At 69.3% G+C, this 24513-nt stretch carries 23 protein-coding genes and 7 pseudogenes; 14 read left to right on the top strand and 16 right to left on the bottom strand.

The window, feature by feature from the left end; all coding sequences use genetic code 11:
• The first annotated feature begins 45 nt into the window (after positions 1 to 45).
• Together ACIP4Y_RS13135 and ACIP4Y_RS13130 are read left to right on the top strand one after the other, a co-directional pair.
• Positions 46 to 654: a TetR family transcriptional regulator gene (locus ACIP4Y_RS13135; protein ID WP_401391768.1), complete on the top strand. Its 609-nt coding sequence runs from the start codon at positions 46 to 48 to the stop codon at positions 652 to 654.
• Position 655: 1 nt separating this feature from the next.
• The gene (locus ACIP4Y_RS13130) at positions 656 to 1621 is read left to right on the top strand and encodes a hypothetical protein (RefSeq protein ID WP_401391765.1); all 966 of its coding nucleotides are present in this window, start codon (positions 656 to 658) and stop codon (positions 1619 to 1621) included.
• Positions 1622 to 1645: 24 nt separating this feature from the next.
• Here the strand turns inward: ACIP4Y_RS13130 and ACIP4Y_RS13125 are convergent.
• Both ACIP4Y_RS13125 and ACIP4Y_RS13120 read right to left on the bottom strand, forming a co-directional pair.
• Positions 1646 to 1911: pseudogene (locus tag ACIP4Y_RS13125) on the bottom strand (hypothetical protein); the annotation flags it as partial.
• Between the two features lie 220 nt (positions 1912 to 2131).
• Positions 2132 to 2941 (bottom strand): AraC family transcriptional regulator, encoded by an 810-nt coding sequence (locus ACIP4Y_RS13120; protein WP_401391761.1) that lies wholly within the window; start codon positions 2939 to 2941, stop codon positions 2132 to 2134.
• A gap of 107 nt (positions 2942 to 3048) precedes the next feature.
• Between ACIP4Y_RS13120 and ACIP4Y_RS13115 the strand changes: the two genes are divergently transcribed.
• Positions 3049 to 3420: a cupin domain-containing protein gene (locus ACIP4Y_RS13115; protein ID WP_401391758.1), complete on the top strand. Its 372-nt coding sequence runs from the start codon at positions 3049 to 3051 to the stop codon at positions 3418 to 3420.
• A gap of 256 nt (positions 3421 to 3676) precedes the next feature.
• Here ACIP4Y_RS13115 and ACIP4Y_RS13110 read toward each other — a convergent pair.
• From ACIP4Y_RS13110 to ACIP4Y_RS13100, 3 genes and pseudogenes are all read right to left on the bottom strand, one after another.
• Positions 3677 to 3946, bottom strand: a pseudogene (locus ACIP4Y_RS13110) (helix-turn-helix domain-containing protein); the annotation flags it as partial.
• Between the two features lie 174 nt (positions 3947 to 4120).
• Positions 4121 to 4819: a type 1 glutamine amidotransferase domain-containing protein gene (locus ACIP4Y_RS13105; protein ID WP_401391755.1), complete on the bottom strand. Its 699-nt coding sequence runs from the start codon at positions 4817 to 4819 to the stop codon at positions 4121 to 4123.
• Between the two features lie 22 nt (positions 4820 to 4841).
• Positions 4842 to 5234 carry a nuclear transport factor 2 family protein gene (locus ACIP4Y_RS13100; RefSeq protein WP_401391752.1) on the bottom strand — a complete coding sequence of 131 codons (393 nt, stop codon included), beginning with the start codon at positions 5232 to 5234 and terminating at the stop codon, positions 4842 to 4844.
• A gap of 200 nt (positions 5235 to 5434) precedes the next feature.
• Here ACIP4Y_RS13100 and ACIP4Y_RS13095 point away from each other — a divergent pair.
• Positions 5435 to 5530, top strand: a pseudogene (locus ACIP4Y_RS13095) (IS5/IS1182 family transposase); the annotation flags it as partial.
• Positions 5531 to 5586: 56 nt separating this feature from the next.
• On the opposite strand, the gene ACIP4Y_RS13090 reads toward ACIP4Y_RS13095, so the two are convergent.
• From ACIP4Y_RS13090 to ACIP4Y_RS13070, 5 genes are all read right to left on the bottom strand, one after another.
• Positions 5587 to 6723, bottom strand: coding sequence for a serine hydrolase domain-containing protein (locus ACIP4Y_RS13090; RefSeq protein ID WP_401391749.1), 1137 nt, complete (start codon positions 6721 to 6723; stop codon positions 5587 to 5589).
• A 9-nt stretch (positions 6724 to 6732) separates the two neighbouring features.
• Positions 6733 to 7659: a DUF6895 family protein gene (locus ACIP4Y_RS13085; RefSeq protein ID WP_401391746.1), complete on the bottom strand. Its 927-nt coding sequence runs from the start codon at positions 7657 to 7659 to the stop codon at positions 6733 to 6735.
• The gene (locus ACIP4Y_RS13080) at positions 7656 to 8495 is read right to left on the bottom strand and encodes a hypothetical protein (protein ID WP_401391743.1); all 840 of its coding nucleotides are present in this window, start codon (positions 8493 to 8495) and stop codon (positions 7656 to 7658) included. The genes ACIP4Y_RS13085 and ACIP4Y_RS13080 overlap by 4 nt, the downstream gene beginning before the upstream one ends.
• Positions 8492 to 8683 (bottom strand): hypothetical protein, encoded by a 192-nt coding sequence (locus ACIP4Y_RS13075; protein WP_401391740.1) that lies wholly within the window; start codon positions 8681 to 8683, stop codon positions 8492 to 8494. Before ACIP4Y_RS13075 ends, ACIP4Y_RS13080 begins: the two co-directional genes overlap by 4 nt.
• An 83-nt stretch (positions 8684 to 8766) precedes the next feature.
• Entirely contained in the window at positions 8767 to 8979 is a 213-nt protein-coding gene (locus ACIP4Y_RS13070) for a hypothetical protein (RefSeq protein WP_401392545.1), read from the bottom strand.
• On the opposite strand from ACIP4Y_RS13070, the pseudogene ACIP4Y_RS13065 reads away from it, so the two are divergent.
• Positions 8876 to 9134, top strand: a pseudogene (locus ACIP4Y_RS13065) (DUF5994 family protein); the annotation flags it as partial. The gene ACIP4Y_RS13070 and the pseudogene ACIP4Y_RS13065 sit on opposite strands and share 104 nt — an antisense overlap.
• A gap of 35 nt (positions 9135 to 9169) precedes the next feature.
• Here ACIP4Y_RS13065 and ACIP4Y_RS13060 read toward each other — a convergent pair.
• From ACIP4Y_RS13060 to ACIP4Y_RS13050, 3 genes are all read right to left on the bottom strand, one after another.
• A complete protein-coding gene (locus ACIP4Y_RS13060) occupies positions 9170 to 10363 on the bottom strand; it encodes a PP2C family protein-serine/threonine phosphatase (RefSeq protein ID WP_401391737.1) in 1194 nt (397 codons plus the stop codon).
• A gap of 139 nt (positions 10364 to 10502) precedes the next feature.
• Positions 10503 to 10838, bottom strand: a complete 336-nt coding sequence (locus ACIP4Y_RS13055) for a DUF5994 family protein (protein ID WP_401391734.1) — start codon at positions 10836 to 10838, stop codon at positions 10503 to 10505.
• 217 nt (positions 10839 to 11055) lie between these two features.
• Positions 11056 to 12045 carry an STAS domain-containing protein gene (locus ACIP4Y_RS13050; RefSeq protein ID WP_401391731.1) on the bottom strand — a complete coding sequence of 330 codons (990 nt, stop codon included), beginning with the start codon at positions 12043 to 12045 and terminating at the stop codon, positions 11056 to 11058.
• Between the two features lie 836 nt (positions 12046 to 12881).
• Here ACIP4Y_RS13050 and ACIP4Y_RS13045 point away from each other — a divergent pair.
• Positions 12882 to 13448: pseudogene (locus ACIP4Y_RS13045) on the top strand (transcriptional regulator); the annotation flags it as partial.
• Positions 13449 to 13701: 253 nt separating this feature from the next.
• Here the strand turns inward: ACIP4Y_RS13045 and ACIP4Y_RS13040 are convergent.
• A pseudogene (locus tag ACIP4Y_RS13040) lies at positions 13702 to 14411 on the bottom strand (helix-turn-helix domain-containing protein).
• Between the two features lie 280 nt (positions 14412 to 14691).
• On the opposite strand from ACIP4Y_RS13040, the gene ACIP4Y_RS13035 reads away from it, so the two are divergent.
• The 6 genes from ACIP4Y_RS13035 to ACIP4Y_RS13010 all read left to right on the top strand — a co-directional run bounded on the left by ACIP4Y_RS13035 (position 14692) and on the right by ACIP4Y_RS13010 (position 20165).
• Positions 14692 to 15024: a carboxymuconolactone decarboxylase family protein gene (locus ACIP4Y_RS13035; protein ID WP_401391728.1), complete on the top strand. Its 333-nt coding sequence runs from the start codon at positions 14692 to 14694 to the stop codon at positions 15022 to 15024.
• 69 nt (positions 15025 to 15093) lie between these two features.
• Positions 15094 to 15501 (top strand): cupin domain-containing protein, encoded by a 408-nt coding sequence (locus tag ACIP4Y_RS13030; protein ID WP_401391725.1) that lies wholly within the window; start codon positions 15094 to 15096, stop codon positions 15499 to 15501.
• Positions 15502 to 15535: 34 nt separating this feature from the next.
• On the top strand, positions 15536 to 16552 hold the full coding sequence (locus tag ACIP4Y_RS13025; protein ID WP_401391722.1) for a zinc-dependent alcohol dehydrogenase family protein: 1017 nt from the start codon (positions 15536 to 15538) through the stop codon (positions 16550 to 16552).
• A 575-nt stretch (positions 16553 to 17127) separates the two neighbouring features.
• Complete coding sequence (locus tag ACIP4Y_RS13020) at positions 17128 to 17499, top strand: DUF2255 family protein (RefSeq protein ID WP_401391719.1); 372 nt, start codon at positions 17128 to 17130, stop codon at positions 17497 to 17499.
• Between the two features lie 67 nt (positions 17500 to 17566).
• The gene (locus tag ACIP4Y_RS13015) at positions 17567 to 19153 is read left to right on the top strand and encodes a Na+/H+ antiporter (protein ID WP_401391716.1); all 1587 of its coding nucleotides are present in this window, start codon (positions 17567 to 17569) and stop codon (positions 19151 to 19153) included.
• A 52-nt stretch (positions 19154 to 19205) separates the two neighbouring features.
• Positions 19206 to 20165, top strand: a complete 960-nt coding sequence (locus ACIP4Y_RS13010) for an amidohydrolase family protein (protein WP_401391714.1) — start codon at positions 19206 to 19208, stop codon at positions 20163 to 20165.
• 32 nt (positions 20166 to 20197) lie between these two features.
• Here the strand turns inward: ACIP4Y_RS13010 and ACIP4Y_RS13005 are convergent, their stop codons facing one another.
• On the bottom strand, positions 20198 to 21067 hold the full coding sequence (locus ACIP4Y_RS13005; protein ID WP_401391711.1) for a helix-turn-helix domain-containing protein: 870 nt from the start codon (positions 21065 to 21067) through the stop codon (positions 20198 to 20200).
• Between the two features lie 180 nt (positions 21068 to 21247).
• Positions 21248 to 21829, bottom strand: a pseudogene (locus ACIP4Y_RS13000) (transcriptional regulator); the annotation flags it as partial.
• A 470-nt stretch (positions 21830 to 22299) separates the two neighbouring features.
• Between ACIP4Y_RS13000 and ACIP4Y_RS12995 the strand changes: the two are divergent.
• Both ACIP4Y_RS12995 and ACIP4Y_RS12990 read left to right on the top strand, forming a co-directional pair.
• Complete coding sequence (locus ACIP4Y_RS12995; protein ID WP_401391708.1) at positions 22300 to 23256, top strand: NADP-dependent oxidoreductase; 957 nt, start codon at positions 22300 to 22302, stop codon at positions 23254 to 23256.
• 66 nt (positions 23257 to 23322) lie between these two features.
• Positions 23323 to 24309: an aldo/keto reductase gene (locus ACIP4Y_RS12990; protein WP_401391705.1), complete on the top strand. Its 987-nt coding sequence runs from the start codon at positions 23323 to 23325 to the stop codon at positions 24307 to 24309.
• Positions 24310 to 24513: the final 204 nt, after the last annotated feature.

Here is a 24513-nt window from a genome sequence, read left to right as displayed (position 1 = left end):
AGCTACCGAGTATGTTTCCGTACCGAGTACGGTTATTTTTGCGTTGTGGCAGGACTTCGCGAACGCAAGAGGGAACAGACCAGGCAGCGGATCGCCGCAGTGGCGTTGCGGCTCTTCACCGAGCGCGGCTTCGACACGGTGACGGTCAACGAGATTGCCGAGGTCGCCGAGGTGGCCAAGGCGACGCTCTTCGCGTACTTCCCGACCAAGGAGGCACTCGTACTTCACGGCGTGAGCGGAGACGACCTGGCCGGAATCGTGGCCCGGCGGCCGGCTGACCAGACGTTCCTGGAGGCGCTCCGCGCGCACCATCGCGCGCTCGCCGCTGAACCACCCCGGGAGACGGACCTCGACGCGCTGATGACTCGCGTGCGCGTCATCCAGGACAGCCCGACGCTGCAGAACGCGGCGAACAGTCTGCTCTACCAGCAGCGCCAGGCATTGGCACAGGTGCTGGCCGACGAGTACGGCCCCACGAAAGCCGCGCTGGTGGCGGCCCAGATCGCCGCGTCGCTGCTCACCCTCCAGGAGACGTACTTCCAGCGTTTGTCGGGCGGCGTCTCCGCCAAGGATGCGGGCCGCGCTCTGGCCCAGGACGTCGAGCTGGCCTTCGACCTGCTGGAACACGGACTCGACCACCTGAAAGGGCACTGACGTGCGTGCACGAGGCATCACCTATGACACCGGGACCTTCCCAGGCCGCCTGCTCACCCGAAAGACCTTCGACCCCGAGCAGGTGCGACAGGAGATGACGGTGATCGCCGGTGACCTGAACTGCGACGCGGTGCGCGTCTCCGGACGCGACACCGAGCGGCTGAGCACGGCTGCCCGGCATGCAGCTGAGGCGGGCCTCGAAGTGTGGTTCTCCCCGTTTCCCGTCGACCTTTCCCCGGAACAGATCCTGCCGTTCTTCGCCGACTGCGCGCAGCGCGCCGAGGCCCTGCGACAGAGCGGCGCGCGGGTTGTGTTTGTCACCGGCTGTGAACTCAGCGCCTTCGCCCACGGCTTCCTGCCCGGCGAAACTTACCTCGACCGCCTCCATGCCATGGCCACCGCCGACTTGCACTGGTGGACTTCTCTCGGCCCGGTGCCCGAACGTCTCAACGCCTTTCTGGCCCAAGCCGCGGCGACGGTCCGCGGCCACTTCGGCGGGAGGATCACCTATGCCTCCGGTTCCTGGGAACCCGTCGACTGGGACCCGTTCGACCTGGTCGGCATCGACGCTTACCGCACCGCGCAGAACGCCGACACCTACCGCGACCACCTGCGCACATCCCTGTCCCACGGCAAGCCTGTCGCGATCACCGAGTACGGGACCTGCGCCTACCGCGGCGCAGGCGACCTCGGCGGCATGGCCTGGCAGCCACCGCAGGGAGCGATACCGGACGAGAACGAGCAGGTGCGTTACCTCAACGAACTACTCGACATCTTCGAGGAGGAAGGCGTGGACACCGCGCTGTGGTTCTCCTTCGCCAACTACGACAAGCCTCGCGAGCGCGACATCGCTTCCTATGGCGTCGTGCGCATGCTCGACGAGACCCGCTGGGAACCGAAGAAGGTCTTCCACGCCATGAGTACCCGATACGGACAGTCAAACGGCCACCGCGACTTTGGGTCGTGATACTCCGCGGCTCGACGGGGGCTCTCACCGCCGTCGACACCCGCTCACCGCGGGCGGCGTCCAGTCGTATTGACCTGGAGCGTTGTTCACACGGCTGATCGGTGGGTGGCCGCCGAGTGCGGTGTGGCAGCGGTGGTGGTTGTTGGTGTGCAGGAAGTCTGCCACGGCGGCGGTGCGCTCGTCGTTGCTGGCACAGGGCCCTTGCCATTGGTCTGCGGCCGGTAGATGCGGGTGAGCTTGCCGGTCGCGCCGAGGTCGGCGAGGGCCTGCCGCCAGACAGAACTTTTTCGGCAGGAAGGCCGCCACCTGCGCGGCATTCCTGACACCGGCACAGCATTCCTGGCGGAGTGGCTGTATGAGGTGGCCGAGTCCGGAGGCTCGAGGTGAGGAAGGCCGGGGCAGTTGCCTTTCCTTGCCCGGGGCCGCCGCTCCTGGAGCACGGCGAAACCCTCCCGGCGTGAGCCGGAGGAAGTTCTCGGCCGGTGTGCCGTGGGCCGGCTGACGCGGTGGTCAACCGCCTACCCGTGTGAAGCGCCCGGGTGTGGTGCCCACATGGCGTGTGAAATGCCGGTTCAGGTGGGCTTGGTCGTGAAATCCCACGGTGGTGGCGACCTCTGCGGGCCGGTGACCGTCGAGGAGAAGTCGTCGTGCCTGATCGATGCGCCTGCCGGTGAGGTAGGTGTGGGGCGGCAGGCCGTATGTCTGTTTGAAGCAGCGGATCAGGTGGGTGGGGTGGGCATGCAGGATGGCGGCGGCCTCGTGCAGGGATATGCCGGTGTGTATCCGTGAGTCCAGTAGTTCCCGCAGCTCGGCGGCGAGCCGGTTTGCCTCGTGTCCCGGTGTGCGGGGCTGGAGTGAGCCGAGGTGGAAGTGGAGCCGTTCACGGATGAAGGAGAGGCGGGATTCGGCTTCGAATCCGTCTCCGGCATGGGCGAGAGTGGCGTGCAGCTGGTGGATCCGATGGCGCAGCAGCCCGTCGTCGAGGACCGGAGCGTTGACCGCTCGGCCGGCCCAACGCTGCGGCAGCACCGAGTCGTCGAGGTAGAGGTTGCGCTTGCGGAAACCTGATGCCGTGACGGTCCGGCCGTCGTGGGGGACGCCGGGTGGCAGCAGGAGGACGCTGGTGGTACCGGTCGCCCCATGCAGGCGGCGGTCGAGTGCGAAGTCGACCGAGCCCTCGTCGAGGATCATGAGGTCCCACGTGTCGTGGGTGTGGGCCGGGTACGCGTGGTCGGTGAAGTGTGCGTGGAAGACCTCGGCGATTCCTGGGATTGACGGCCTCCAGGCGCTGATGGACGTGCGGTGTCGGTCTGCGGCCATGTCAGGAACGTACAAGACCGTCGAAGTCCGAGCACGGCAGGCTCGTGAGGCCGGCCGGAGGGCCTGAATGGTCGTTCCCGGTTGACCGGCCCCGAGGAAGGATGCGTATGTCCACGTCCGTTGTTCCTGTCAACCTCGCCGACAAGCTGTCGCTGTTCAGCGAGCTGTGGGCGCAGAAGAAAGTGGCTGTGCTCAACGACTACGAGGTCAAGCTGGCGAAGCTGAAGGGCGCATTCGTCTGGCACACCCACGACGACACCGATGAACTGTTCCTGGTCATCAGCGGACGGCTCACCATCCAACTCAGGGATGCGGATGTGGTGCTGGAGCCGGGCGAGTTGTTCGTGGTTCACCGCGGAGTCGAACACTGCCCCGTGGCGCACGAGGAGACCGCGATCCTGTTGCTCGAACCGGCCGGGACGCTCAACACAGGCAGCTCAGGAGGGCCCATGACCAAGGCGGCCGAGATCCTCGGCTGAACACGGAGTGCGTAGCGTCAGGCCACGGCCGTGAGGGAGGCGTCCGCCCCAGGTGACGCCCCTCTCACTGCGGATCCCGGCGCGTTCGCGGCGGCATCGGTTGGCGCTCCAGCGTCCGTCGACACGTGCGAGGCGCACCGGATGGTCGAAGCACTCGATGAGCTGGTCGCTGGTCAGGACCTCGCCGACCGGTCCGGATGCCAGGCAGCGACCGTCACGTAACAGCATGTGCTGCAGCCTGTCGATCCGCTCGATCAAGCTCGAAGAGGTAGGTGCGCTGGTCGTCGTTCAGCCGGAGCACCTGGGCGATCTCGTTCAGCAGGGGAGCCGACGCCTGCAGGCGGCCCTGCTCGATGCGGGCGTAGTACTCGGTGCTGATCGCGGCCAGAAGGGCCACTTCCTCGCGGCGCAGACCGGGCACCCGCCGGCGCTGTCCGCCGCGCAGTCCCACGTCGGAAGGGTTCCGCTCGGCACGGCGGGCCTTGAGGAACTCGCCCAGCTCGTTCAGATGCGGGTTGCGGTTCACGATCTCCAGCCTCGCACGGAAGTCCGGCGTTGTGAGGGGGAGAGATTCTGCCTACGTTGCGCCTGATCACAGAGGGGAATGAGGTCCGCTTCTCAGCATATGGCCGCAGCGCGAACGAAGCTCGGCGGCCCAGGAGCGCCTCCTGGGCCGCCGGAACAGCACACAGCCGGCGGATCAGCTCAGCGCCTTGAGCACCTCCTGGGCCAGCGGAACCGCCGAACCCGGGTTCTGGCCGGTGAACAGAGTGCGGTCGACCTCCACGTGCGGGGTAAAAGGGTCGGCCTCGCGGTAGTCGGCCTTGAGGTCGCCCACGAGCCGGTCCTGCAGCAGCCACTTCGCGCGGTCCGCGAGACCGTTCTGCTTCTCCTCGGCGTTGGACAAGCCGGTCAGGCGGTACCCGTTGAACGGGGAGGTTCCGTCGGGGCCGATGGTGGCGAGCAGTGCGGCGGGCCCGTGGCAGACCAGGGACACCGGCTTGCCGGAGGCGAGCCACGCGGTGAGCAGCTTGCCGGACTCCGTGTTGTCGGGCAGGTCCTCCATCGGGCCCCAGCCGCCCGGGTAGAAGACGGCGGCGTAGGCGTCGATGTTCACGTCCTCGATGCGCAGCGGCTGCGCCAGCTCGGTCGCCTCGCGCAACGCGGTCCGCATGCGCTCGGCGCCTTCCTCGCCGCCGTTGAACTCGGGGCTCAGGCTGAGGGCGTCCGCCGTGGGCGGCACCCCGCCCGGGGTCGCCGCCGCGATCTCGTACCCGGCCTCCTTGAAGACGGCGTACGGGCCGAGGGCTTCTTCGGCCCAGTAGCCGGCCGGGTGGCGGGTGCCGTCGGCCAGTGTCCAGTGGTCGGACGCCGTGATCACGAAGAGGATCTTCGCCATGGGTGGTCTCCCGGTGGTGGCCTCAGCCCTTCAGGGCCTCGTGGATGAGGTGGCTGTCCGCGGCCTGCCGCAGCTGTACGGCCTTGCCGTCGCGGACGGTCCACAGGTGGATGAACCGGGCGTCGACCTCGTTGCCGGTCTTGGCCTTGCCGTGGTAGTGCCCGTACACGAAGACGTGGCCTGCGTCGTCCGCGAAGTACTCCTCGGGGACCGCACCGAAGGCCTCGAAGTTCGGAGCGAGCCGGCCGAAGAAGTCACTCCCCGCGCTGCTCCAGCCGTGGTACACGCCGCCGTACGGAAAGCCCGGCGTGATGTCCCAGACGAGGTCCTCGGCCATGACCTCCGCGGTGACCTCCGGCGCCATTCCGGACTCGTACAGGCGCTTGATCAGGGTGATGTTCGGGGATTCGGACATGGTGATTCCTCGCGGTGGGTGAATCGGATGCAATGCCGGCTGGAAGAGGCAAAGGGCCTGGTCAGATGGTCCTTGCTCGGTGCGTGGTCCAGCATTGCATCCAAGCGGCGCGGTGTGAGGGGGAAGAAAGTTTCCCCGGCATGCCCTGATCCGGGTGATCGGAGAGGCCCCTCTATGCCCGTGGCAGAAAGGAACCACACCTCCCGGCCTGGAAGATCCTCCGCGACTGCCGCCTCAGAGGTGCCGGCGTCCAACACGCCATGCTCGGCATCGCCCGGATGCACAACCTCGCCCTCACCCGGATAGGCCGGCGGGACGCACGGCGGCCACCATGCCCGAGACAACCAGAAGATCATTTACGGGACTGCCCTTGGCGCCGGCGCGTGTTCCGTGGCTGTAGGGCGATCAGGGTGTTGTACGCGGCTTGGATGAGGTTGTTGTCAGTGCCGGGTGCGGTATTCGCCAGGGCCACCAGGGCGGTGCCGTGGTGGGGGACGAAGCCGGCAAAGGCGGTGCACCCGCGGGTGCCGCCTGAGTGGTGGTAGAGGAGCGAGCCGTCGCGGCGGGAGTGGATGTTCCAGATCAGCGCCAGGCTGCTGCCCCGCGGGAGGCGGAGCCGGGGGCGTGGGACATCGCGCAGGGCGGTCTCCAGTGCGGTCGGGACCTTGACAGAGGCAGGGGCGAGAAGTGCCTCGGTGAGGGTAAGCATGTCGTCGGCGCTGGATCGGAGGGCTCCCGCGGCCGGCAGACCGGGGATGTGGAACGGGGGCCGGGCTCGGCGGCGCCAGTAGCCAGTGACTTGAGTACCTCCTTCTGGCGCGGCTGCGGTGCAGCTGGTGTCCTGCAGGCCGAGGGGCTTGAGGACACGGGCGTCGAGAAGAGCGGGATAGGAAAGGGACCCGGCCGCGCCGGTGAGGACGTGGCCGAGCAGGCCCGCCCCGAAGTTGGAGTAGCGCACGCGGGTGCCGGGGGTGGCTCGCAAGCGGGTACGTGCCAGCGCGTGGAACACGTCGTCGGTGCCGAAGACGGCGTAGGGGTTGGTGAACAGCCGTGGGACGGCGGAGCGCAGCAGACCGGGCGGAAGGCGGGGCAGCCCGGAGGTGTGTGTGGCCAGGTGGGTCAGGGTCATGGCCCTGCCTCCTGGTGGCAGGAGGGTGCCGGCAGGCAAGTGCCGGGCGAGGGGGTCGCCGAGGTTGAGTTCGCCGCGGGCTGCTTGTTCGGCTAGGAGCAGGGCGGTGAACGTCTTGGTGAGGGAGCCGATTTCGAAGCGGGTTCTGGCGTCGGCCGGTACGCCGCCGTGGTGTGCGGTGCGGCCGTGCACGAACAACGCGCGTTGTTCGTTGTGGTGCAGTCCTACCGCGATGGCGCTGGCAGTGGGCGCCGAGGACAGCAGCATGCGCAGTGCCTGATGCGCCGTGGCGGGGGCAAGGAGATGTTCTGCGTTGTCTGGCGGAGTGCTGAGGGCGGGGCCGGTGGGTGTGGCGGTCACGGGTGGATTTCAGGCGCTTTCAAGTGTGGGGGTTTCCAGGGCGCGGGCGAGTGCGATGGTGCCGGCGATGATGGCCACGACGGCGGTGTGCTGGTGGTCGTGGAAGCGGGTGACGGGGTCGTCATCGACGGGCTGGCCGTCCCGGGGCATCAGGCCATCGGCGTGCTGGGTCTTCGCCAGGCGCTCCCAGTCAGTGATCTCTCCGTAGGGCTGGGGCAGGCAGCTGCCGACGATCAGCAGTTCGCCGACCAGGTCCCACTGGCAGCTCTCCACCCAGATGTCGGTCCATACCGGCAGCCAGCACTCCAGGTAGGTGACCAGATCACCGGGCAGTCCCTTCGGATTGCGGCCCCAGTCGGTGAGGTGGAAGACGGTGTGTGTGACGAAGTAGCCGGTCATCCAGTCGATGTGCCAGGGCTCCGGGGTGCTGCCGAGCCAGGTTGCCTGCGTCAGTGTCTGCCAGTCGGGCACGCCCAATGCGTGGTCATGACCGGTGATTCGCAGGGCGTTGGCGACGGCGAGCCTGCGGTTGGGGACATGCTCGACGACCTGCGCGGTGTTCATCGCGGCAAGGTGAGGGATGAGCCGCTCCACACCGGGGTGGCGGTATCCGGCCCGTACGAAGTGGGCGTATCCCTCAAGAGCGTCGGTGGTCAGCGGGTGGCGGAGCATGCGCTCGTAGAGCAGCGCGCCCCCTTTCAGCTGTTGCCAGGCGAAGTCCAGCAGATCGCGGGCCAGCCTGCGCTCGGAGCTGCCGGCGAAGCCGCCCCGCAGGATCAGCGAGGCGGCCAACGCGGACTCCTGCAGAGCTTTGTATGCCTCCCCCTTCCCGGCGAAACCGTCGCCTTCAAGCGCTCCCAGTTCATGATGAGCGTGGAGCCAGTTCAGGGCGCGGGAGCGGATGTCATGCGCATTCTGGGCCAGGGCGGTGATCATTCGCTGTCCAGGCCAAGCAGACGGCGTGAGATCGCTACGTCCAGCAGGCAGCGCTCGCCGCCGCCGCGCAGGGCGATGTCCTGGGTCAACAACGTCACATCCAGGGGCAGGGTGGCACCGCCGGCAGCCAGCCAGGCCAGCCACCGGGTGATCCGCGCGGCAGTGGGAAAGTCGCGCCGCAGCAGCGAGCGGGTAGCGCCGCGGGCCAGCGCCAGGGCATGGGAGCGTGCGGCGTCGTGTACGGGACTGTCCAGGCCGGGCAGGGCCAGCGAGGCGAGCTGCCCCATCCGCAAGGACCACGGAATCCAGCCCTCCCCACTCTCGCCACAGTGGTGGGCGTCGGCTCCGGCTGCCGAATGACGGCGGGGCGCGTTGCCGTCGCACGGCGGCGGCGCGGCGGGGGCCGGCGCACGGAACGCGGCGGAATCGAGCCGGGTCAGCACGGCGACCAGCCCCCAGTCGATCCAGGCCCTCGTCCACGGCGCTTCCGGACCGTGTGGCGGTGCGGCCGGCGGCCGTTGTGCGGGGGGAAGCGCTGAGAGGGCCAGGCGGACAGCGGCCGACTCCTCCGGGACAAGCGCCTGCCCGGCCAGTACATGGGGAGCCAGTGCGTCGGCGCCCAGCAGGCGCACCGCGCCCACCGCAGCCGCCGGGCCAGGCGCCGTGCCGCTGTCGTCGGAGCAGCCCGTCAGGGGCAACTCGCCAAGGGCTGCCGCCTTCTGGAGGAAGGCCGCCACCACAGGTGCGCTGACCCCACCCACCAGAACTTCGCGAGCACCGCGCGCCAAGCAATCCACGGCAGCGCCGTGAGCAGCACGCCACCGCTCAGTGATCACTTGCTGCCGGGCTCCTTGGGCTCCTTCGGCTGCTTCGGCGAAAGCGCCAGGCCGAGGATGAGGACCCCAACGCCTCCCTCCGGGCAGGGCAGCGGAGCATCGCTCACGGCCTCTTCAGAGCTGGTCAGCAGCTCTTCCAGCAGCTCGGCATCCAAGGTCAGGCCCGCATGCAGCGTTTCGCTTGGCATGATCACTCCTCGTCGAGGAAGGGGGCATTCTTGCGGAGAAGCTTTTCCATGCCCGTACGCGAATCACTGCGGATGTGACGAAATCACCCGAACGAGGTATGCCTTGCGACCGCCGTGCCGCCGTGGCTGTCGACGGCAGTCCCGGCGGGCTTCGTGTCGTGTCCTTTCGGCCGCATCATCGGGCCGTCCGTGTTGGACACCGCGGCCTGGGAAGGGCTGCCGACGCGGATCGTCGTCGACGACCGGGTGGTGCACATCGACTCCTTGCCGGTGGGCGACGACACGATCCTGATCACCCGGGCGACCAGGACCTCTTCTCGCTGCCGGTGGTCCTGCCGATCGCGACGCCCGAGGCGGCCGCGCCGCGATGGCCCGGGACATTCGGGCAGACAACATCAGCCAGGCGGAGCGGATCCTCATCGATACCGGGAGCGGGGCCGTGCCTCGGTGAGGCCGGCGGAATGGTGGCGGACGACGGTGGGGAGGTCAGCCGCGCCACTCCACCATGAGCAGTGTCGCGTCGTCTGTGGTGCGTCCGCCCCGCGCCCGCTTGAGCGTGTGGGACAGCGAGCGCGTCACCGCCCGGATCCCGCGGCCGGCTTTCTCCAGCTGGTTCACACAGTCGATCAGCTGGTCCTCCCCGAACTCCGCCCCGCCCCTCTCGTGCTCCTCGATCAGTCCGTCGGTGAAGCACAGGACCCGGTCCCCGGGCTCCAGCCTCAGCTCGCTGACCGGTGGCTTCGGGCCACCCAGTCCGACCGGGAGGGTCGTCGGGGCGAGCAGGCGCTGTGCGACGCGGTGGTCACGGACGAGGATCGGCGGCGGGTGACCGGCATTGACCCACTGCACCTGTCCGGTCGTGGTGTCCAGCTGCATCATCTGCGCGGTGACGAAGTGCTCGGGGCCGAACTGCCTCGCTACGGCGCGATCCAAGAAGTCGTAGATCGCCGACAGTCCGACGCCGAGGCGGCGGGCGTGGCGGTAGGCGCCGATGGCCACGGTGGCCATCGTGGCCGCGTTCAGTCCGTGACCCATCGCGTCGATCATGACCGCGTGAAGGATGTCGCCGTTGAGGGCGTAGTCGAAGCTGTCACCCGCGACGTCATAGGCGGGTTCCAGGATCCCGGCGACCGCCACCCGGGGCATGATCATCGCCAGCGGCGGAAGCAGGGACCACTGGATCTCCGCGGCGACGCTCATCGGTTCGCGGCGCCGGACGCCGAAGAACAGGTCGGAGTAGCCGTGCTTGGTCACCAGCAGGTCGGCCACCAGGCCGGACATCCTCAACAGCAGGCGGCGGTCGTCGTCATCGACGCTGTCCAGCGTCACCGCCATGACCCCGACTTGGTCGCCGCCGTCCAGCAGCGGCAGATGGACCCTTACTCCGCCGTCCTCGGGAAGCTCGACGGGGACCGCGTCGAGAAAGCAGCGGCCCGCCTCTGAGCCGTCGATCACCTGTGGTTCCCCGTCGGTGAGGCCCTCCCCGGGCAGGGGTACGAGCAGCAACTGGCCGTAGTCCTGTAGCAGCACCTGCGGACGGCGGCCCCCCAGCCGTTCCACCACGTCGGCGACCAGCGGCCCGATGAGATGGGGAGGAAGCTCGTGCGCGCGATCGAGAACCGCTCCTAGCAGCGCTTCCCCGAAGCTCTCGGAGCGGTCCGCAGGCCGTTCGGGCGTCATCCGCTCTCCCGCCGTGATCCGCGCCTATCGGTTACGGCGGGGTGGGACGACCAAGAGGTTGTTCGTGCCATCACTCCACCGGGGACGTCGATGACCGGATCAGCCGATCGGTCACATGGGCTCGACAGGCGTCGAGCCCTCACCTGAGTCCGTGTCCTCCTTCCGCCTCCCATGTGGCCTCTTCGGCGAGATCTTCCTCGGCGAGTGCCAGCATGCGCGGCGCCGGCAGCGGGTTGTCGGGGTCGGCGGCGGCCGTCAGCAGCCGGGCGGCCACTCCGGCCGGCTCGTCGGATGGGATCACCAGCAGCTCCCAGCGTCCCACCGTGCCGCAGTCCAGGGTGATGGCGTGCGCCTCGGCGGCGAGGTCGGTCCGGACCACCTCGATAACGTGGCCGGGCACGGTCACTGTCTGCGGGGCATCGGGAAATGCGTCATCTCGTGACGTACCTGCGGCGGGCTTTGTGATCGCGTCCATCGCTGCGATCCCGTCTCGGGCGGCTTGCGGCTGCCCGCGTCTATCACTCGCCGGGAACGGCGCCACCGTGGTCGTGCGCCCGAAAAGCTCTCGGTAAGGTCAGGGTACTACCGGCCCTGACGGGTGGCGCGAAGTGCCGTCCAGGTGGCCGAACCGGCGTGGACGGCGGAGCCGTGTGTGGCCCGCGCAATGGGTGTCGCGGCAGCGCAGCGCTCCATCACCGGCCTGCCGGGGACGGCCTTCCTGGAGGGAGGATCAGCGCACAGGGAGCGACCGGACCGGGCAGACCGACGATCTCTCCCATGTTCTGCCAGCCCCAGGACTCGAAGGCGGCCTGTCCGGCCTGGTCGGCCGGATGAAGCAGGACGACGCCGAGGGCGGCGTGCCGGTCGGTGAGCAGACGACGTTGCAGGCGGTGGGCGATGTCGCGGTTCTGAGCGTGGGGATGGGCCACGACCTGAGTAAGGACGACGAACCGTGCACAGGCGGTGAGCCGCTGGATGCTCTCCCGCAGCATGCGGTCGAACCCACGCTGGCCGGAGCCTTCCGGGCCCACCGGAAAGCCGTAGGCGCAGCCGACCAGCACCGTCGTCTCGGCGATCAGCAGCGCGAAGCCGGGACGCCGAGCACTGACGGCCAGGCGGCGCAGAAACTCTCCCCGGTTGTGGAACGACTCACCGGGAATGTCCGTGATGGACGTCATGGCCAGGTCCGCGATGTCCTCCGCTATGGCCTCGGTCTGCCACCGGGTCAGCCGGCGCAGGCGGATCCCGTCCTTGAGGACCGGCCCACGAGCGGGGTCCCCAGGCATCTGCTTACCGTCGGCCGACAGACCCGAGGAGGCCGCTTCCGGGAGGCCGCGCGGCAGTGCGGGCGACACGGGATCCCTAGGATCCGCGAGGAGCAGGGGAGTGGATCCGGTGACGGCGAGGAGCCGGATGATCTGCGCGCACGGGTGGTGCAGCTGCAGCGAGGCGTGCACTCGGCCGGCACGCTGTGACGCCGACAGGAGGACGTCCAGGCCATTGGTGTCGCAGGAGCCGACCGTGGTCAGATCGATGTCGATGACGGTGACGCCGTCGCGCAGACACTGCTCCAGTGCGGCCCGCAGCAGCGGCGCCGTGGCCGGTCCGATCTCACCGGCGAGCGTGACGAGTGCTCCCTCCCCTCTGTTCCGCCGGTGGACGTCCAGCCGGGAAAGGACCATCACTCCTCCCCTCGGCAGGGGCGCAGGCCGGAGCGGCTATGTGGTACGGGCGCAGCGTTGACGAGCTCGTGTGCAGTTGCTCCGACCGCGGCGGACATGATTGCCGACCTGTCTCCGCGCCGACTGCTGTGGCGGCCCGGAATTCGTCTCTCGCCGAGGACGACCCGACGTGTGCGCCGAAGTGCGTAGGTCCTCGCTACTTCCACCGTACGTCGCCTGCGGCTCCTCCTCGGGCCTGCCGAGTGCCCACTTGCGCTGGAAGGGCAGAGATCTGGCCGGGCCGAAGCGCCGACCGGCGTCCGGTGACCTTGCAGTGACTGTGTCACTCCACAGGGAGGTCCTTGACAGTGTGGTGACCTCAGGAGCGGGGAACCCGGCTGAACGCGGCAGGTCGGTCTGAGCGTCCAGGCCATGACGTTCCGCGGTTCGGCACAGAGCCGTGGGCGCTGTGTCCCGTGGTCCGCCGGCGGACCACGGGGCCAGCCCTCGCTCTCGCTGCGCGGCTGGAGGCGCGCAAGGCGCGCTGCGGCGCGCCGGAGGCGAACTTGGTCGGCCGCGCCATGCCTCATGGCATCGGGCTGACGGGGGGATGTGTGTGTGAGAAACCAGCCGGTACGCGACCCTGCTACTCCTCGCCGTACTCCCTTCACCTTCGGCGGCTCTCGGCGCGTCCGGCATGCAGATCTCAGCTCCCGTCCGCGGCACGTTGACGAGTACGCCGCCATGAGCGGTGATCACGGCTACTCGTCTACGGGGCCCTCTCGGTGACCGGTCTCCATGATCGGCATCGAACGCGTTCCCCGCTGGGAACCGACCATCCAGCAGGTCGCCAGGGCCGACCATCTCCTCGAGTGGACACCCAGCTGCAGCGCATGCTGGACGATCTCACCGCCACCCCGGCCTTCGTCATCGGCCGCCGGACCGACATCCTGGCATGGAACCAGCTCGCCGCCGCCCTGTGGACCGACTTCGCGCGCTACCCGGAGCAGGAGCGCGTGTTCGTCCGGCTCCTGTTCACCGAGCCCTGGATGCGCGAGTTGTACGCCGACTGGGAGGAGGTCACCCGCCTGGCCATCGCCCAGCTGCGCATGGAGAGCGCACGCTACCCCGGAGACCCGCGCCTGACCGCCCTCGTCGACGAACTGTCCGCACGCGACGAGCAGTTCCGGCAGTGGTGGACCGAACACGACGTCGCCATGCGCGGCAAGGGCACGAAGAAGCTCCGACATCCGGTCATCGGCGAGCTGACGCTCGACTGGGACACCCTCACCTGCGCCACGGACCCCGAGCAGAACATCATCGTGTGGACGGCCGCCCCCGGCTCCCCCTCCCACGACGCGCTGCGTCTCCTGGCGTCCTGGGCCGCCGACAGCAAGCGGACGGCGTCCGACACCAACGCCTGACGTATGGCATCCCGGCCCTTCGGAGGGAGCGTTCCTTCCCCTGGTCGGCACTGCCCCGGGCGGCAAATCCCCCCTCCCCAGGCTTGGAGAAGCAAGGAAGCATCGCTGAGCGGCAGAGACCTCACGATGCCCGCGCATACTCATAGGACACAGTGCCAACAGGCCATGGCCATGGCCACAGACTTGTGCGGCGCAGCCCCGAGCCCACCGATCAGCGCGCCGTACTGATCGCCTCACTGGGGAGAGGGCCCGCTCACATCCACGACGCGAGGAACCGCAGTACGTCGTACGACTGGGTACCGGGCTCGGCGGTCCAGATCACCAGCTGCTGGGAAGGGTCGGCCGGCGAGGTCAGGGTGTCCCAGTCGAGCGTGAGGTGGCCGGCCACGGGGTGCAGCAGCCTCTTGCTGCCCATGCACAGGCCGGTCGGCTGGCGGCCGGCCCACCACTGTCGGAATTCGGCGTCCGCCACCGACAACTCGCCGATGAGAGCAGCAAGTTCGTGGTCGCCGGGGCAGGTGGCAGCCTCCACGCGGAGGTGCGCGACACAGCTGCGGGCGATCGTCTGCCAGTCGGGATACATCTCCCTGACGAGTGCGGGGGTCGTGTTCAGGTCGTCGAGGAGACGCCTCAGCTGCGGGTGGACCCTCTGCGCCGGCCGACGGCGCGGGTACACCCGTCCCGCGCGGCGAGATCGATCAGGTGGTCGCGCTCGTCGTCGTCGAGGTGCAGGACGCGGACGAGCGTGGCGAGCACCGAGCCGGACACAGTGGCACGTCCCTGCTCCAGAAGGGTGTAGCAGTCGGTGCTGATCCCGGCGAGCAGGGCGACCTCGTCCCGCCGCAGGCCGCTCACGCGCCGTCGGCCACCGCTGTCGGGCAGGCCGACGGTTCGCGGGCTCAGCGCGCCCCGGTGCGCCTTGAGGCACTGTCCCAGCTCGTTCAGGTGCGGGTCGCTGGTCATGCCGGCCAGTGTCGCACCGGCAGCCACGGGTGAAGGGGGGAAGGATTTCTCCCTGGATAAGCCCTGTCGAGGATGGAACTCTCCCCTTTGCGGGCCCACGTGAAGGTGGCAGGGTCAATGACGAGACCGGTTCGGGATTACGTTCCGACTGCCGCCGAATTTCCCGCAGGCCATTTCGGCGTGCGGCACTCGAGCACCGTAACCGTCGTCCGGCCGCAGTCCGGGCGGTTCTGAAGTCACCGAGCACACGCATCGAACACATGCGAGGAGCACCACCCCCATGACCGAACGGAAGAAGTTCGCACCGCCGGCGATCCAGGAGTTCGCGCCAAAGCTCGCCGAGGTGACCGACACCGTGCTGTTCGGCGACATCTGGGAGCGGCCGGGACTGTCCCCACGCGACCGCAGCCTGGTCACCGTCACCGCTCTCGCCGCGCTCTACCGCACCGATCAACTCGGCTTCCACCTCGGCAAGGCGCTGGAGAACGGCGTGACCAGGGACGAGCTGGTCGAGGGCATTACCCATCTGGCCTTCTATGCCGGATGGCCCAACGCCATGTCGGCGATGACCCAGTTGAAGGCGGTCGTGGACAAGGCCGAACAGTCCGGTTGAGGGCCGCCCCCACCGCCTCCATGCGGCCGTCGCACCGCCCGGCGGCAGCACCCTCCAGGGAAGGACACCATGGAACTGCTGAAGCAGCCACCGACCATGAAGCTTCCCGCCGAGTGGTTCGCCGGCGACGCCTACGCCGACGTGATCCACCGCGGTGAGGAGCCCTCCCGGATGCGGGCCAACATGGTCCGGTTCGCTCCCGGCGCCCGCACCGCCTGGCACTCCCACGGCCTCGGCCAGACCCTCTACATCGTCGAGGGCATCGCGCTGGTGCAGGCCCGTGGCGGCGGCATCATCGAGGCCCACCCGGGCGACATCATCCACACGCCGCCCGGCGAGGAGCACTGGCACGGCGCCGCGCCCGACCATTTCATGACCCACCTCGCCCTGTGGGAGACGGACGACGCCACCTGGCTCGAACACGTCTCGGACGACGAGTACAACGGCCCGCGCGTCAGCACCCGCACCCGCTCCTGACCCCCGACAGACCGGAAAGACCTGAGGCACCGTCATGCGAGCAACGATCATCCACGCGCCAGGTGACATCCGGGTGGAGAACGCCCCCGAGCCGACGATCACGGCACCGACCGATGCGATCATCCGGACCGTCGCCACCTGCGTGTGCGGCTCCGACCTGTGGGACTACCGGGGCATCAACCCGGTGACCGAGCCGCACCCGATCGGCCACGAGTACGTCGGCGTCGTCGAGGAGGTCGGCAGTGACGTGTCGACCGTCAAGCCCGGCCAGTTCGTCATCGGCTCCTTCTTCGCCTCCGACAACACCTGTCCCGTCTGCCGGGCCGGCTACCACACCTCCTGTCTGCACCGGGAGTTCATCAACGGCTGCCAGGCCGAGTACGTCCGCGTCCCCCTCGCCGACGGCACCCTCGTCGCCACCCCGGAACAGCCCGACGAGGAACTGATCCCGAGCCTGCTGACCCTGTCCGACGTCATGGGCACCGGCTGGTACGCGGCCAAGGCGGCCGAGGTCAAGCTCGGTTCGACGGCCGTGGTCGTCGGGGACGGCGCGGTGGGCCTGTCCGGTGTCATCGCGGCAAAGGAGCTGGGCGCCGAGCGGATCATCGCCATGAGCCGGCACGAGTCCCGGCAGAGGCCGGCCCTGGAGTTCGGCGCCACCGACATCGTCAGCGAGCGCGGCGAGGAGGGCGTGGCCCGGGTCAAGGAGCTGACGAACGGCATCGGTGCCGACTCCGTGCTCGAGTGCGTCGGCACCCGGCAGTCGATGCACCAGGCGCTGCAGTCCACCCGCCCGGGCGGCAACGTCGGCTTCGTCGGCGTACCCCACGACGTGGCCGTCGACGGCCAGGAGCTCTTCTTCTCCCACGTCGGTCTGCGCGGCGGCCCCGCCCCCGTCCGCGCCTTCCTTCCCGACCTGATCGACCGTGTCTTCGGCGGCCGTATCCACCCGGGCAAGGTCTTCGACCTGACCTTGCCCCTGGACGAGGTCGCCGAGGGATACAAGGCCATGGACGAGCGCCGCGCCATCAAGGCCCTGCTGCGTCCGTGACCCCGAGTCCGGCGGTGCTGGGTGCGGGATCGGCCGCGCCCACCATCGTCGGCACGATCGAGCGGTGACCCACCTCGGCCGAACTCCCGGCGATTCGCCCGCCCGACCGCCTCCTCCGCCCACCCGGTCTCAGGAGCCCACCCCATGTACGCCCCGCTCACCGTGTCACGCCAGACCTCTGATGTCGCTCGACAGCGCCGGCCCGCCCCCACGCTCGACGCCTCGGTCGCCAACGTCGCCCTGCCGGACATCCGCGGCGACCTCGGCGGCGGCATGAGCGGCCCCCTTGCCATGGCTCCGACGACGGCGGTCCTCCTGGACAGCGTCCCCGCCCACCGCTCCCGAGTGGCCGGCGTCGTGTTCAACACCGGTCACCAGACGGGCGGTGCGCTGGCCGTGGCAGTGTCGGCGCCCTGCTGTCGGCCACGACGGCCTCCTGCACGGCCTGCGCGAGAGTCTGGGCATCACCGCCGTCACGGCTTTCGCCGTCGCCACGGCCGATCTTTTCCTCAGGCCCGCGCCACACCACTGACGAGTCACGCTCTCGCAGATCCAGGAACACGGGAGAACCACCGATGACGACATGGACGAGCGACGAACTCGACCGCATCGGCTCCGCCGAGGAGTTGGAGATGGCGCCGCTCCGGCGCGACGGCACCCCGCGGGGGCCGGTGCCGATCTGGGTCGTCCGCGACGGTGACGAGCTGTACGTCCGCTCCTACCGCGGCACCGACGGCGCCTGGTGGCGCACGGCGCGCGCGAGCCGTGCCGGGCGCATCCGCTCCGGAGGTGTCGACAAGGACGTCACCTTCACCGAGGTGACGGACGAGGACATCAACGACCGTATCGACGCCGCCTACCGCACCAAGTACGGCCGCTACGGCGGAACGTACGTCAACCCCATGGTGGCCGGCCGCTCCACGACGCTCCGGCTGGAACCCCGATGAGCGGGACGGCACCGGAACCGGCCGCCGACCCGCCACCGCCGCCCGGTCCGGCACAGGAGTAAACGCCATGCTCGGTCTCGAACTCGTCGTGCTCCTCGGCGCGGCCGTGTTGGTGGGCAACGTCCTGGGGCAGCGTTTCGGTGTCGCACCGCCGGTCGTACTGCTCGTCGTGGGTGCCCTCCTCGGGCTCGTCCCCGCCGTCCGCCAGACGCAGCTTCCCCCGGAAGTGGTGCTGTTGCTCTTCCTTCCGGTGCTGCTGTACTGGGAGAGCCTGACCACATCGAGCCGTGAGATCCGTTCGAACCTGCGCGGCATCGTGCTGCTCAGCACGGTCCTGGTGATTCTCACCGCGTGGGCCGTGGCGGTCGCGGGCCACGCGCTCGGGCTGCCGTGGGGACCGGCGTGGGTGCTGGGAGCGGCCGTGGCCCCCACCGACGCCACGGCGGTCGGCGCCCTCGCCGGCTCCCTGCCACGCCGCCAGGTCACGGTGCTGCGCGCGGAGAGCCTCGTCAACGACGGCACCGCGCTGGTGATCTACGGCCTGGCCGTCGGCCTCACCGTCGGCGAGGAACACCTCACCCTCCCCCACGTCGGAGCCCTGTTCCTCCTGGCCTACGGCGGCGGGGCCACGGTCGGCGTGGCGGTCGCCTGGGTCAACATGAACTTGCGGCGCCGCCTTGAGGACCCGCTGCTGGGCAACCTCGTCATGATCCTGGCGCCGTTCACGGCGTACCTGCTCGCCGAACTGATCCACGCCTCCGGTGTCCTCGCGGTCGTCGTCAGTGGGCTGATCATGGCCCAGGTGGCCCCCACCCTCATCAGAGCCGACCACCGCAGGCAGGCGCTGGCCTTCTGGCCGCTGGCGACGTTCATCATCAACGGCGCGCTGTTCGTGCTCGTTGGTGTGGAACTGCAGTACGCGCTGCGCCAGATGAGCCGCTTGGACGTGCGTGACGCCCTGATCGCGGTCGGGATGGTCAGCGTGGTGCTGGTCGCCGTGCGGTTCGCGTTCCTGTTCGCCTCCGCCTACCTGATTCGCGCGATCGACCGACGCCCGGAGCAACGGCTGCGCAGAATGAGCAACCGGGCGCGCACCGTCAGCGGGTTCGCAGGCTTCCGGGGCGCGGTGTCGCTCGCCGTGGCGCTGTCGGTGCCGGAGACCCTCGACTCGGGCGCGTCGTTCCCCGGTCGCCCCTTCATCGTCTTCGTCACCTCCGGCGTCATCGTGGTGACGCTCGTGGTGCAGGGGCTGCTGCTGCCGGGCGTGGTGCGCTGGGCCCGGCTGCCGCGCGACACGTCCGTCGAGGAGGAACAGGTCCTCGCCGAGACGACCGCGAGCGAGGAGGCCATCAAAGCGCTGCCGCAGCTCGCCGCGGACCTGGGTACGACCCCCAAGGTCGCGGAGTGGCTGCGCCAGGAGTACGAGGCCCACCTTGCCGCCGTACGGGCCAGAGGGTCGGGATCGGACGGCGATCCCGCCCTGCTGCACAGCCGCCACTACACCGAGCTGAGGCTCGCCCTCATCGCCCACAAACGCGCGACCGTGGTCCGGCTGCGGGACGAGCAGCGGATCGACGACACCGTGCTGCGCCACCTGCAGACAACCCTCGACCACGAAGAGGTACGGCTGTCCGGCCGCGAGCAGGTGGAGTGAGCCCGCAGCAACCCCCTTGGCATGTGTGACCTACGAGAGAGGATTCCCCGCCATGTCCTCCGGCATGATCGACGTCCACGCCCATCTCCTTCCCGGCTTCTACGTGGAGCAGGCCACAGCGGCGGGCCACACCCACCCCGACGGGATGGGCGGCTGGCCGACGTGGTCCGTGGAAGCCCACCTGGAGCTGATGGAACGCAACGGCATCGCGACCGCGATGCTGTCCATGTCATCACCCGGGGTCCACTTCGGCGACGACAAGGCGGCCCGCCTCCTCGCCCGGCAGATCAACGAGTACACCGCCGAGCTGACCCGCGACCACCCGGGCCGCTTCGGCGCCTTCGCCTCGCTGCCTCTGCCGGACGTGGACGGCGCACTGGAGGAGATCCGGTTCGCCTTCGACGACCTCGGTGCCGACGGCGTCGCCCTGCTGACCCACACGCACGGCGTGTACCTGGGCGACCCGCGCCTCGAACCGGTCTTCGCCGAGCTCGACCACCGCCAGGCGGTGGTCGTCCTGCATCCCACCTCACCGGTGTGCTGGGAGCAGTCTGCGCTCGGCAGACCGCGCCCGATGATCGAGTACATCTTCGACACCGCCCGCGCCGTCACCGATCTGCTCATGGCGGGCGTACTGGCCCGTCACCCGAACCTGCGCGTGATCGTTCCCCACTGCGGCGGCGCGCTCCCCGTCCTCTCCGACCGCGTCAACGAGTTCATGCGGCTCTTCCTGCCGACGCAGGAACCACCCGTCCCCGACGGGGTGCAGCAGCTCCGCGGCCTCTACTACGACATGGCGGGCACCGCCTTCCCCCGCCAGGTGCCCGCGCTGCTGAAGCTCGTGGACCCCGACCACGTACTGTTCGGCAGCGACTACTGCTGGACCCCTCCCTCACTGGCCGACGCCCACATCACCGCGATCGACGCGGCCCAGTCACCGGTCGAAGGAGCCACGTGGCGCTCGCTGACGACGGCGAACGCCCAGCGCCTGTTCCCAGGGAGGGTGCGGTGACCACCGGCCGCCCCTGTCGCGGCGCGGCCACCTCACGCGACGCCGTCCAGCCCCTCACCCGACGCCTCGATCTTCGCGGCCAGCTCACGCAACGCCGCGTGGGTCGGGCTGCCGGGCTCGGCGGTCCAGACGACGAGCTGCTGCTCGGGATCCTCGGCACAGGTGAAGGTGGACCGCTCCAGGGTGAGGTCGCCCACCACGGGATGCCGCAGCAGCCTGGTGCCGCCGGCTCGGACGGCGACATCGTGCGAGGTCCACCAGAGCCGGAACTGCGGATCCAGCGTGGAAAGCTCCTCCACCAGCGCCCTCAGCCGCGGGTCGTGCGGGTGACGCCTGCTGTCCATGCGCAGGTGAGCCAGAGCCAGGCGGGCCATGTCCTCCCAGTCCCGGTACAGCTCGCGGATCGCGGGCTCGGTGAACAACAGGCGCACGTAGTTGCGCTCGTCCTCGGGTATGCGGCCGAAGTCCATCACCAGAGCCGCCGCCATGGCGTTCCAGGCCAGCAGATCCGTGTTGCAGCCGATGACGAACCCCGCCGTCAGGGTGAGGTCGTCAAGCAGGGACTGCAGCTGGGGCTGCACCTGCTGCCGAGCCCTCCTGTCGGCCGGAGGCAAGGCGGTCTTCCCGGCAAGAGTCAGCAGGTACTCCTGCTGGTCGCCGTCGAGCCGGAGGGCCTTCCCGAGGGCGCCGAGAACGGCTTCGGACGCCTGCAGCCGCCCCTGTTCCAGCCGGGTGTAGTAGTCGGTGCTGATCGCGGCCAGCCGGGCGACCTCCTCCCGCCGCAGCCCGGGGACACGCCGGGGCTCACCGTTGTCGGGCAGACCGACGTCGCCGGGACCGAGCTGTGCACGGCGTGCCCTGAGGAAGGCTCCCAGTTCGTTCAGGTTCGGGTCGCGCTGCACACGCACAGCTTGGCATGGAGCCACGCCCCCGCGCACCGCCTGGTCGCGCGGCCATGCACGCGACCAGGCTCACGGCTGGCGCGTGTTCGCCGCAGACATGGATCGTCCGCCCGTCGGTGGGCTGCAGACGGCGGGGCCCCCGTGCGGTCGACTGCGAGGTCCCGCGGCCAAGGACACGGTTCAGCGGTTGCTCACGCGGTGCGGGTCTGCGGTTGCGCAGGCGTCTGTGGTGGCGGCCCAGGCGGCCAGCAGCTGCAGTGCGTCGTGGGCCGGGGTGTGCGGACCGGCGCTGTACGCGGTCAGGGTCAGGCCGGGCTGTGCAGGCAGTTCCATTGCGTCGAAGTCGAGGGTGATCTCGCCGACGACCGGGTGCCGGAAGGCTCTGCGACCGGTGTGGTGCAGGCGCACGTTGTGCTTGGCCCACGCGGTGCGGAACTCCTCGCTGCGGGTCCAGGAACTGGAAGCGGGCGACGTTGACCGGGCTCGGTGCGTCCTGCGTGTACAGCGGCGCGTACAGGGCGCGGCCGAGGCGGTTGACGGCGAGGATGTCGAGGGGCCGTTGCGGATGAAGGCCGGAGAGTCGGTCATGGAGTCAAGGACGCGCAGGACGCTGTCCGGAAGCGGGCCGCGGGTGCGTTTGGGGCGGCGGGCGGGGCGGCGGGCGACGGCGCGTGCCAGGTCGTGGAGGTGGGAGCGTTCCGCCTCGTCGAGCTGCAGGGCGCCCGCGACGGCGTCAAGGACTTCCTCGGAGGCTCCGGCGAGAACCAACGGCGGCATGAAGCAGACCGGCCGCGATGTCCGCCGACTGTTCTCCGACCGCCTTTTCGTCGGATCGGTGTTCATCACCGGTCTGACCTACGCTGCCCTGTTCGCTTACCTCTCCGGGGCGACCTGCATATTTCAGCAAATGCGCTCAGCGAAGAGGAATCGGAGCCGGTTTTCCGGCAAGCTGTCGAACTGGGTATCGCATTCTCGGACAGAGCCCGCTCGTGCGCGGCCGGCTCACCCGGCCATGGGGTGCGGAGACCCGACGATCGAAGACCGACCCCGCATACGGGCGCCTCTTCGTCGAAGATCACCATGCAGGGGAGAGATCCATCCTGGGAAAAATTCTTCCCCCCTTCGCTCTTCGAACACGGGGTACGGTCGATTTACGGCGTCAGTCGGCCACGCGGAATTTCACCTCGCTGCCGCACATCGCGGCGAAAACAGGAACGTGAGGAAACACCCGGATGAAAGTCATCGGACTGAGGGAGTATGGCGGCCCCGAAGTGCTGCGGACGTTCGAACTCCCGGACCCGCACCCCGGAGCACAGGAGGTGCTGGTGCGGGTCCACGCCGCCGGTGTGAACCCCGTCGACGCGATGCTCCGCTCCGGGCAGCTGCAGCAGATGTACCGGGAGAAGGCGCCCCCGTTCGTCCCCGGGATGGAGGTCGCCGGCACGATCGAGGAGGTCGGCAGCGGGGTGGATCCCCGCTGGGGCCTGGTGGCCGGTGCCGACGTCGTTGGCTTCGTAAGCAGTCAGGGCAGCCACGGTGGTTACAGCGAATATCTCGCGCTTCCCGCACGGTCCGTGGTCCTCACTCCCACAGGCGCCTCCGCCACCGCGGCGGCGGGCTTCCTGAACAACGCGCTCACCGCCCGGAACGTGCTCGACGCCTTCCGACTACCCCCGGGAGCCACCCTCCTGGTCACCGGCGCCGCCGGCTCGGTCGGCGGCTACCTGGTGGAACTCGGCGTCGCAGAGGGCCTGCACGTCGTGACCGTCGCGGCCGAGGACGACGCGGACCTGCTCCGCTCACTCGGCGCGCAGACACTCGTGCCCCGCGGCCCCGACATCGCCGAGCGCGTGCTGAAGGAACTCGGCGGCCCGGTGGACGCGGTGGCGGACGCGGCCCTGCTGCACGAGCGGATCGCTCCCGCCGTCCGGGACGGCGGCCAGATCGGCATCCTCCGCTTCTGGGACGGCGACCCCGGGCGCGGCATCACGGTCAGGCACCTCAATGTGCGGGAACGGGACGAGGACCGCGACGCGATCGTACGGCTCCGCGACCAGGCCGAGGACGGCACGGTCACCCTGCGTCCCGCCCTGCCCTTCGACGCGGACGACGCTGCCGCCGCACACACACGGCTCGCACAGGGCGCCCTGCGTGAACGCATCGTCCTGGCCTTCGACCACAACAGGTGACCATCCCACTCGGCCGGACAGACCCACTCGGCTGATCGAACGGGTTGACCAGCAAGGAGGAGAACGATGCACACACGAACGCTGGGACGGGACCTGCGCGTCTCCGCGATCGGGCTCGGCGCCATGGGCATGTCCCAGAGCTACGGCCCGAACCCCGGTGACCGCAAAGACATGGTCGCCGTACTCGGCGGCGCCGTCGAACGCGGCGTCACGTTCTTCGACACCGCGGAGGTGTACGGTCCGTACGTCAACGAGGAACTCGTCGGAGAGGCTCTCGCTCCGCTGCGCGACCAGGTGGTGATCGCCACCAAGTTCGGCTTCCGCATCGAGGACGGCGCCCCCGCCGGGCTCAACAGTCGCCCCGAGCAGATCCGCGCCGTGGCCGACGCCTCCCTCAGGCGCCTCGGGGTGGACACGATCGACCTGTTCTACCAGCACCGCGTCGACCCGGACGTACCGATCGAGGACGTCGCCGGCACGGTGGGCGAACTGGTCCGGGAGGGAAAGGTGCGCTATCTCGGACTCTCGGAGGCCAGTGCGCAGACCATCCGCCGCGCCCACGCGGTGCACCCGGTGACGGCGGTGCAGAGCGAGTACTCGCTGTGGACCCGGGATCCCGAGCCGGAGGTCCTGCCCACCTGCGTGGCTCTCGGCATCGGCTTCGTGCCGTTCAGCCCGCTCGGCAAGGGATTCCTGACCGGGACGGTCGACGCGTCCACGTCGTTCACGGACGGCGACGTCCGCACCACCATCCCCCGCTTCACCGCCGAGAACCGCGCGGCGAACCAGGCTCTCGCGGACCACGTCGCGACGCTAGCCCAGGCCAAGGACGCCACACCCGGCCAGGTCGCCCTCGCCTGGCTCCTCGCTCAGCACCCGTCGATCGTGCCGATCCCCGGAACACGACGCCTGTCCCGCGTCGAGGAGAACACCGGCGCCACTCAACTTCCGCTCTCGGCTGACGAACTCGCCGACCTGAACGAGCTGGCCGGCCGGATCGGCGTGCAGGGCGACCGCTACAACGAGCACCACATGTCCCTGGTCGACAAGTAAGAGAGGCACGTAAGGCGTAGTCAGCACCAAGTCAGCACGGCGGCCCGGTCGCCGGTACACCGTCGGCCGATCACTTGCTGCAGGCCGCGCTACGTATGCTTCACCGGCGACCTGGATCGAGGAACACGAACCGGTGAAGAGCAGTTGGTGAGGAGCAGCTCATTCACTGGGTCAACCGCATCGAACACACGGAGAAGGGAGTAC

It is taken from the genome of Streptomyces sp. NPDC088810, from assembly GCF_044750305.1.
Lineage (GTDB): Bacteria > Actinomycetota > Actinomycetes > Streptomycetales > Streptomycetaceae > Streptomyces.
The sequence above is the reverse complement of the archived record's forward strand: the minus strand, read 5'-3'. Positions and strand labels throughout refer to the sequence as shown.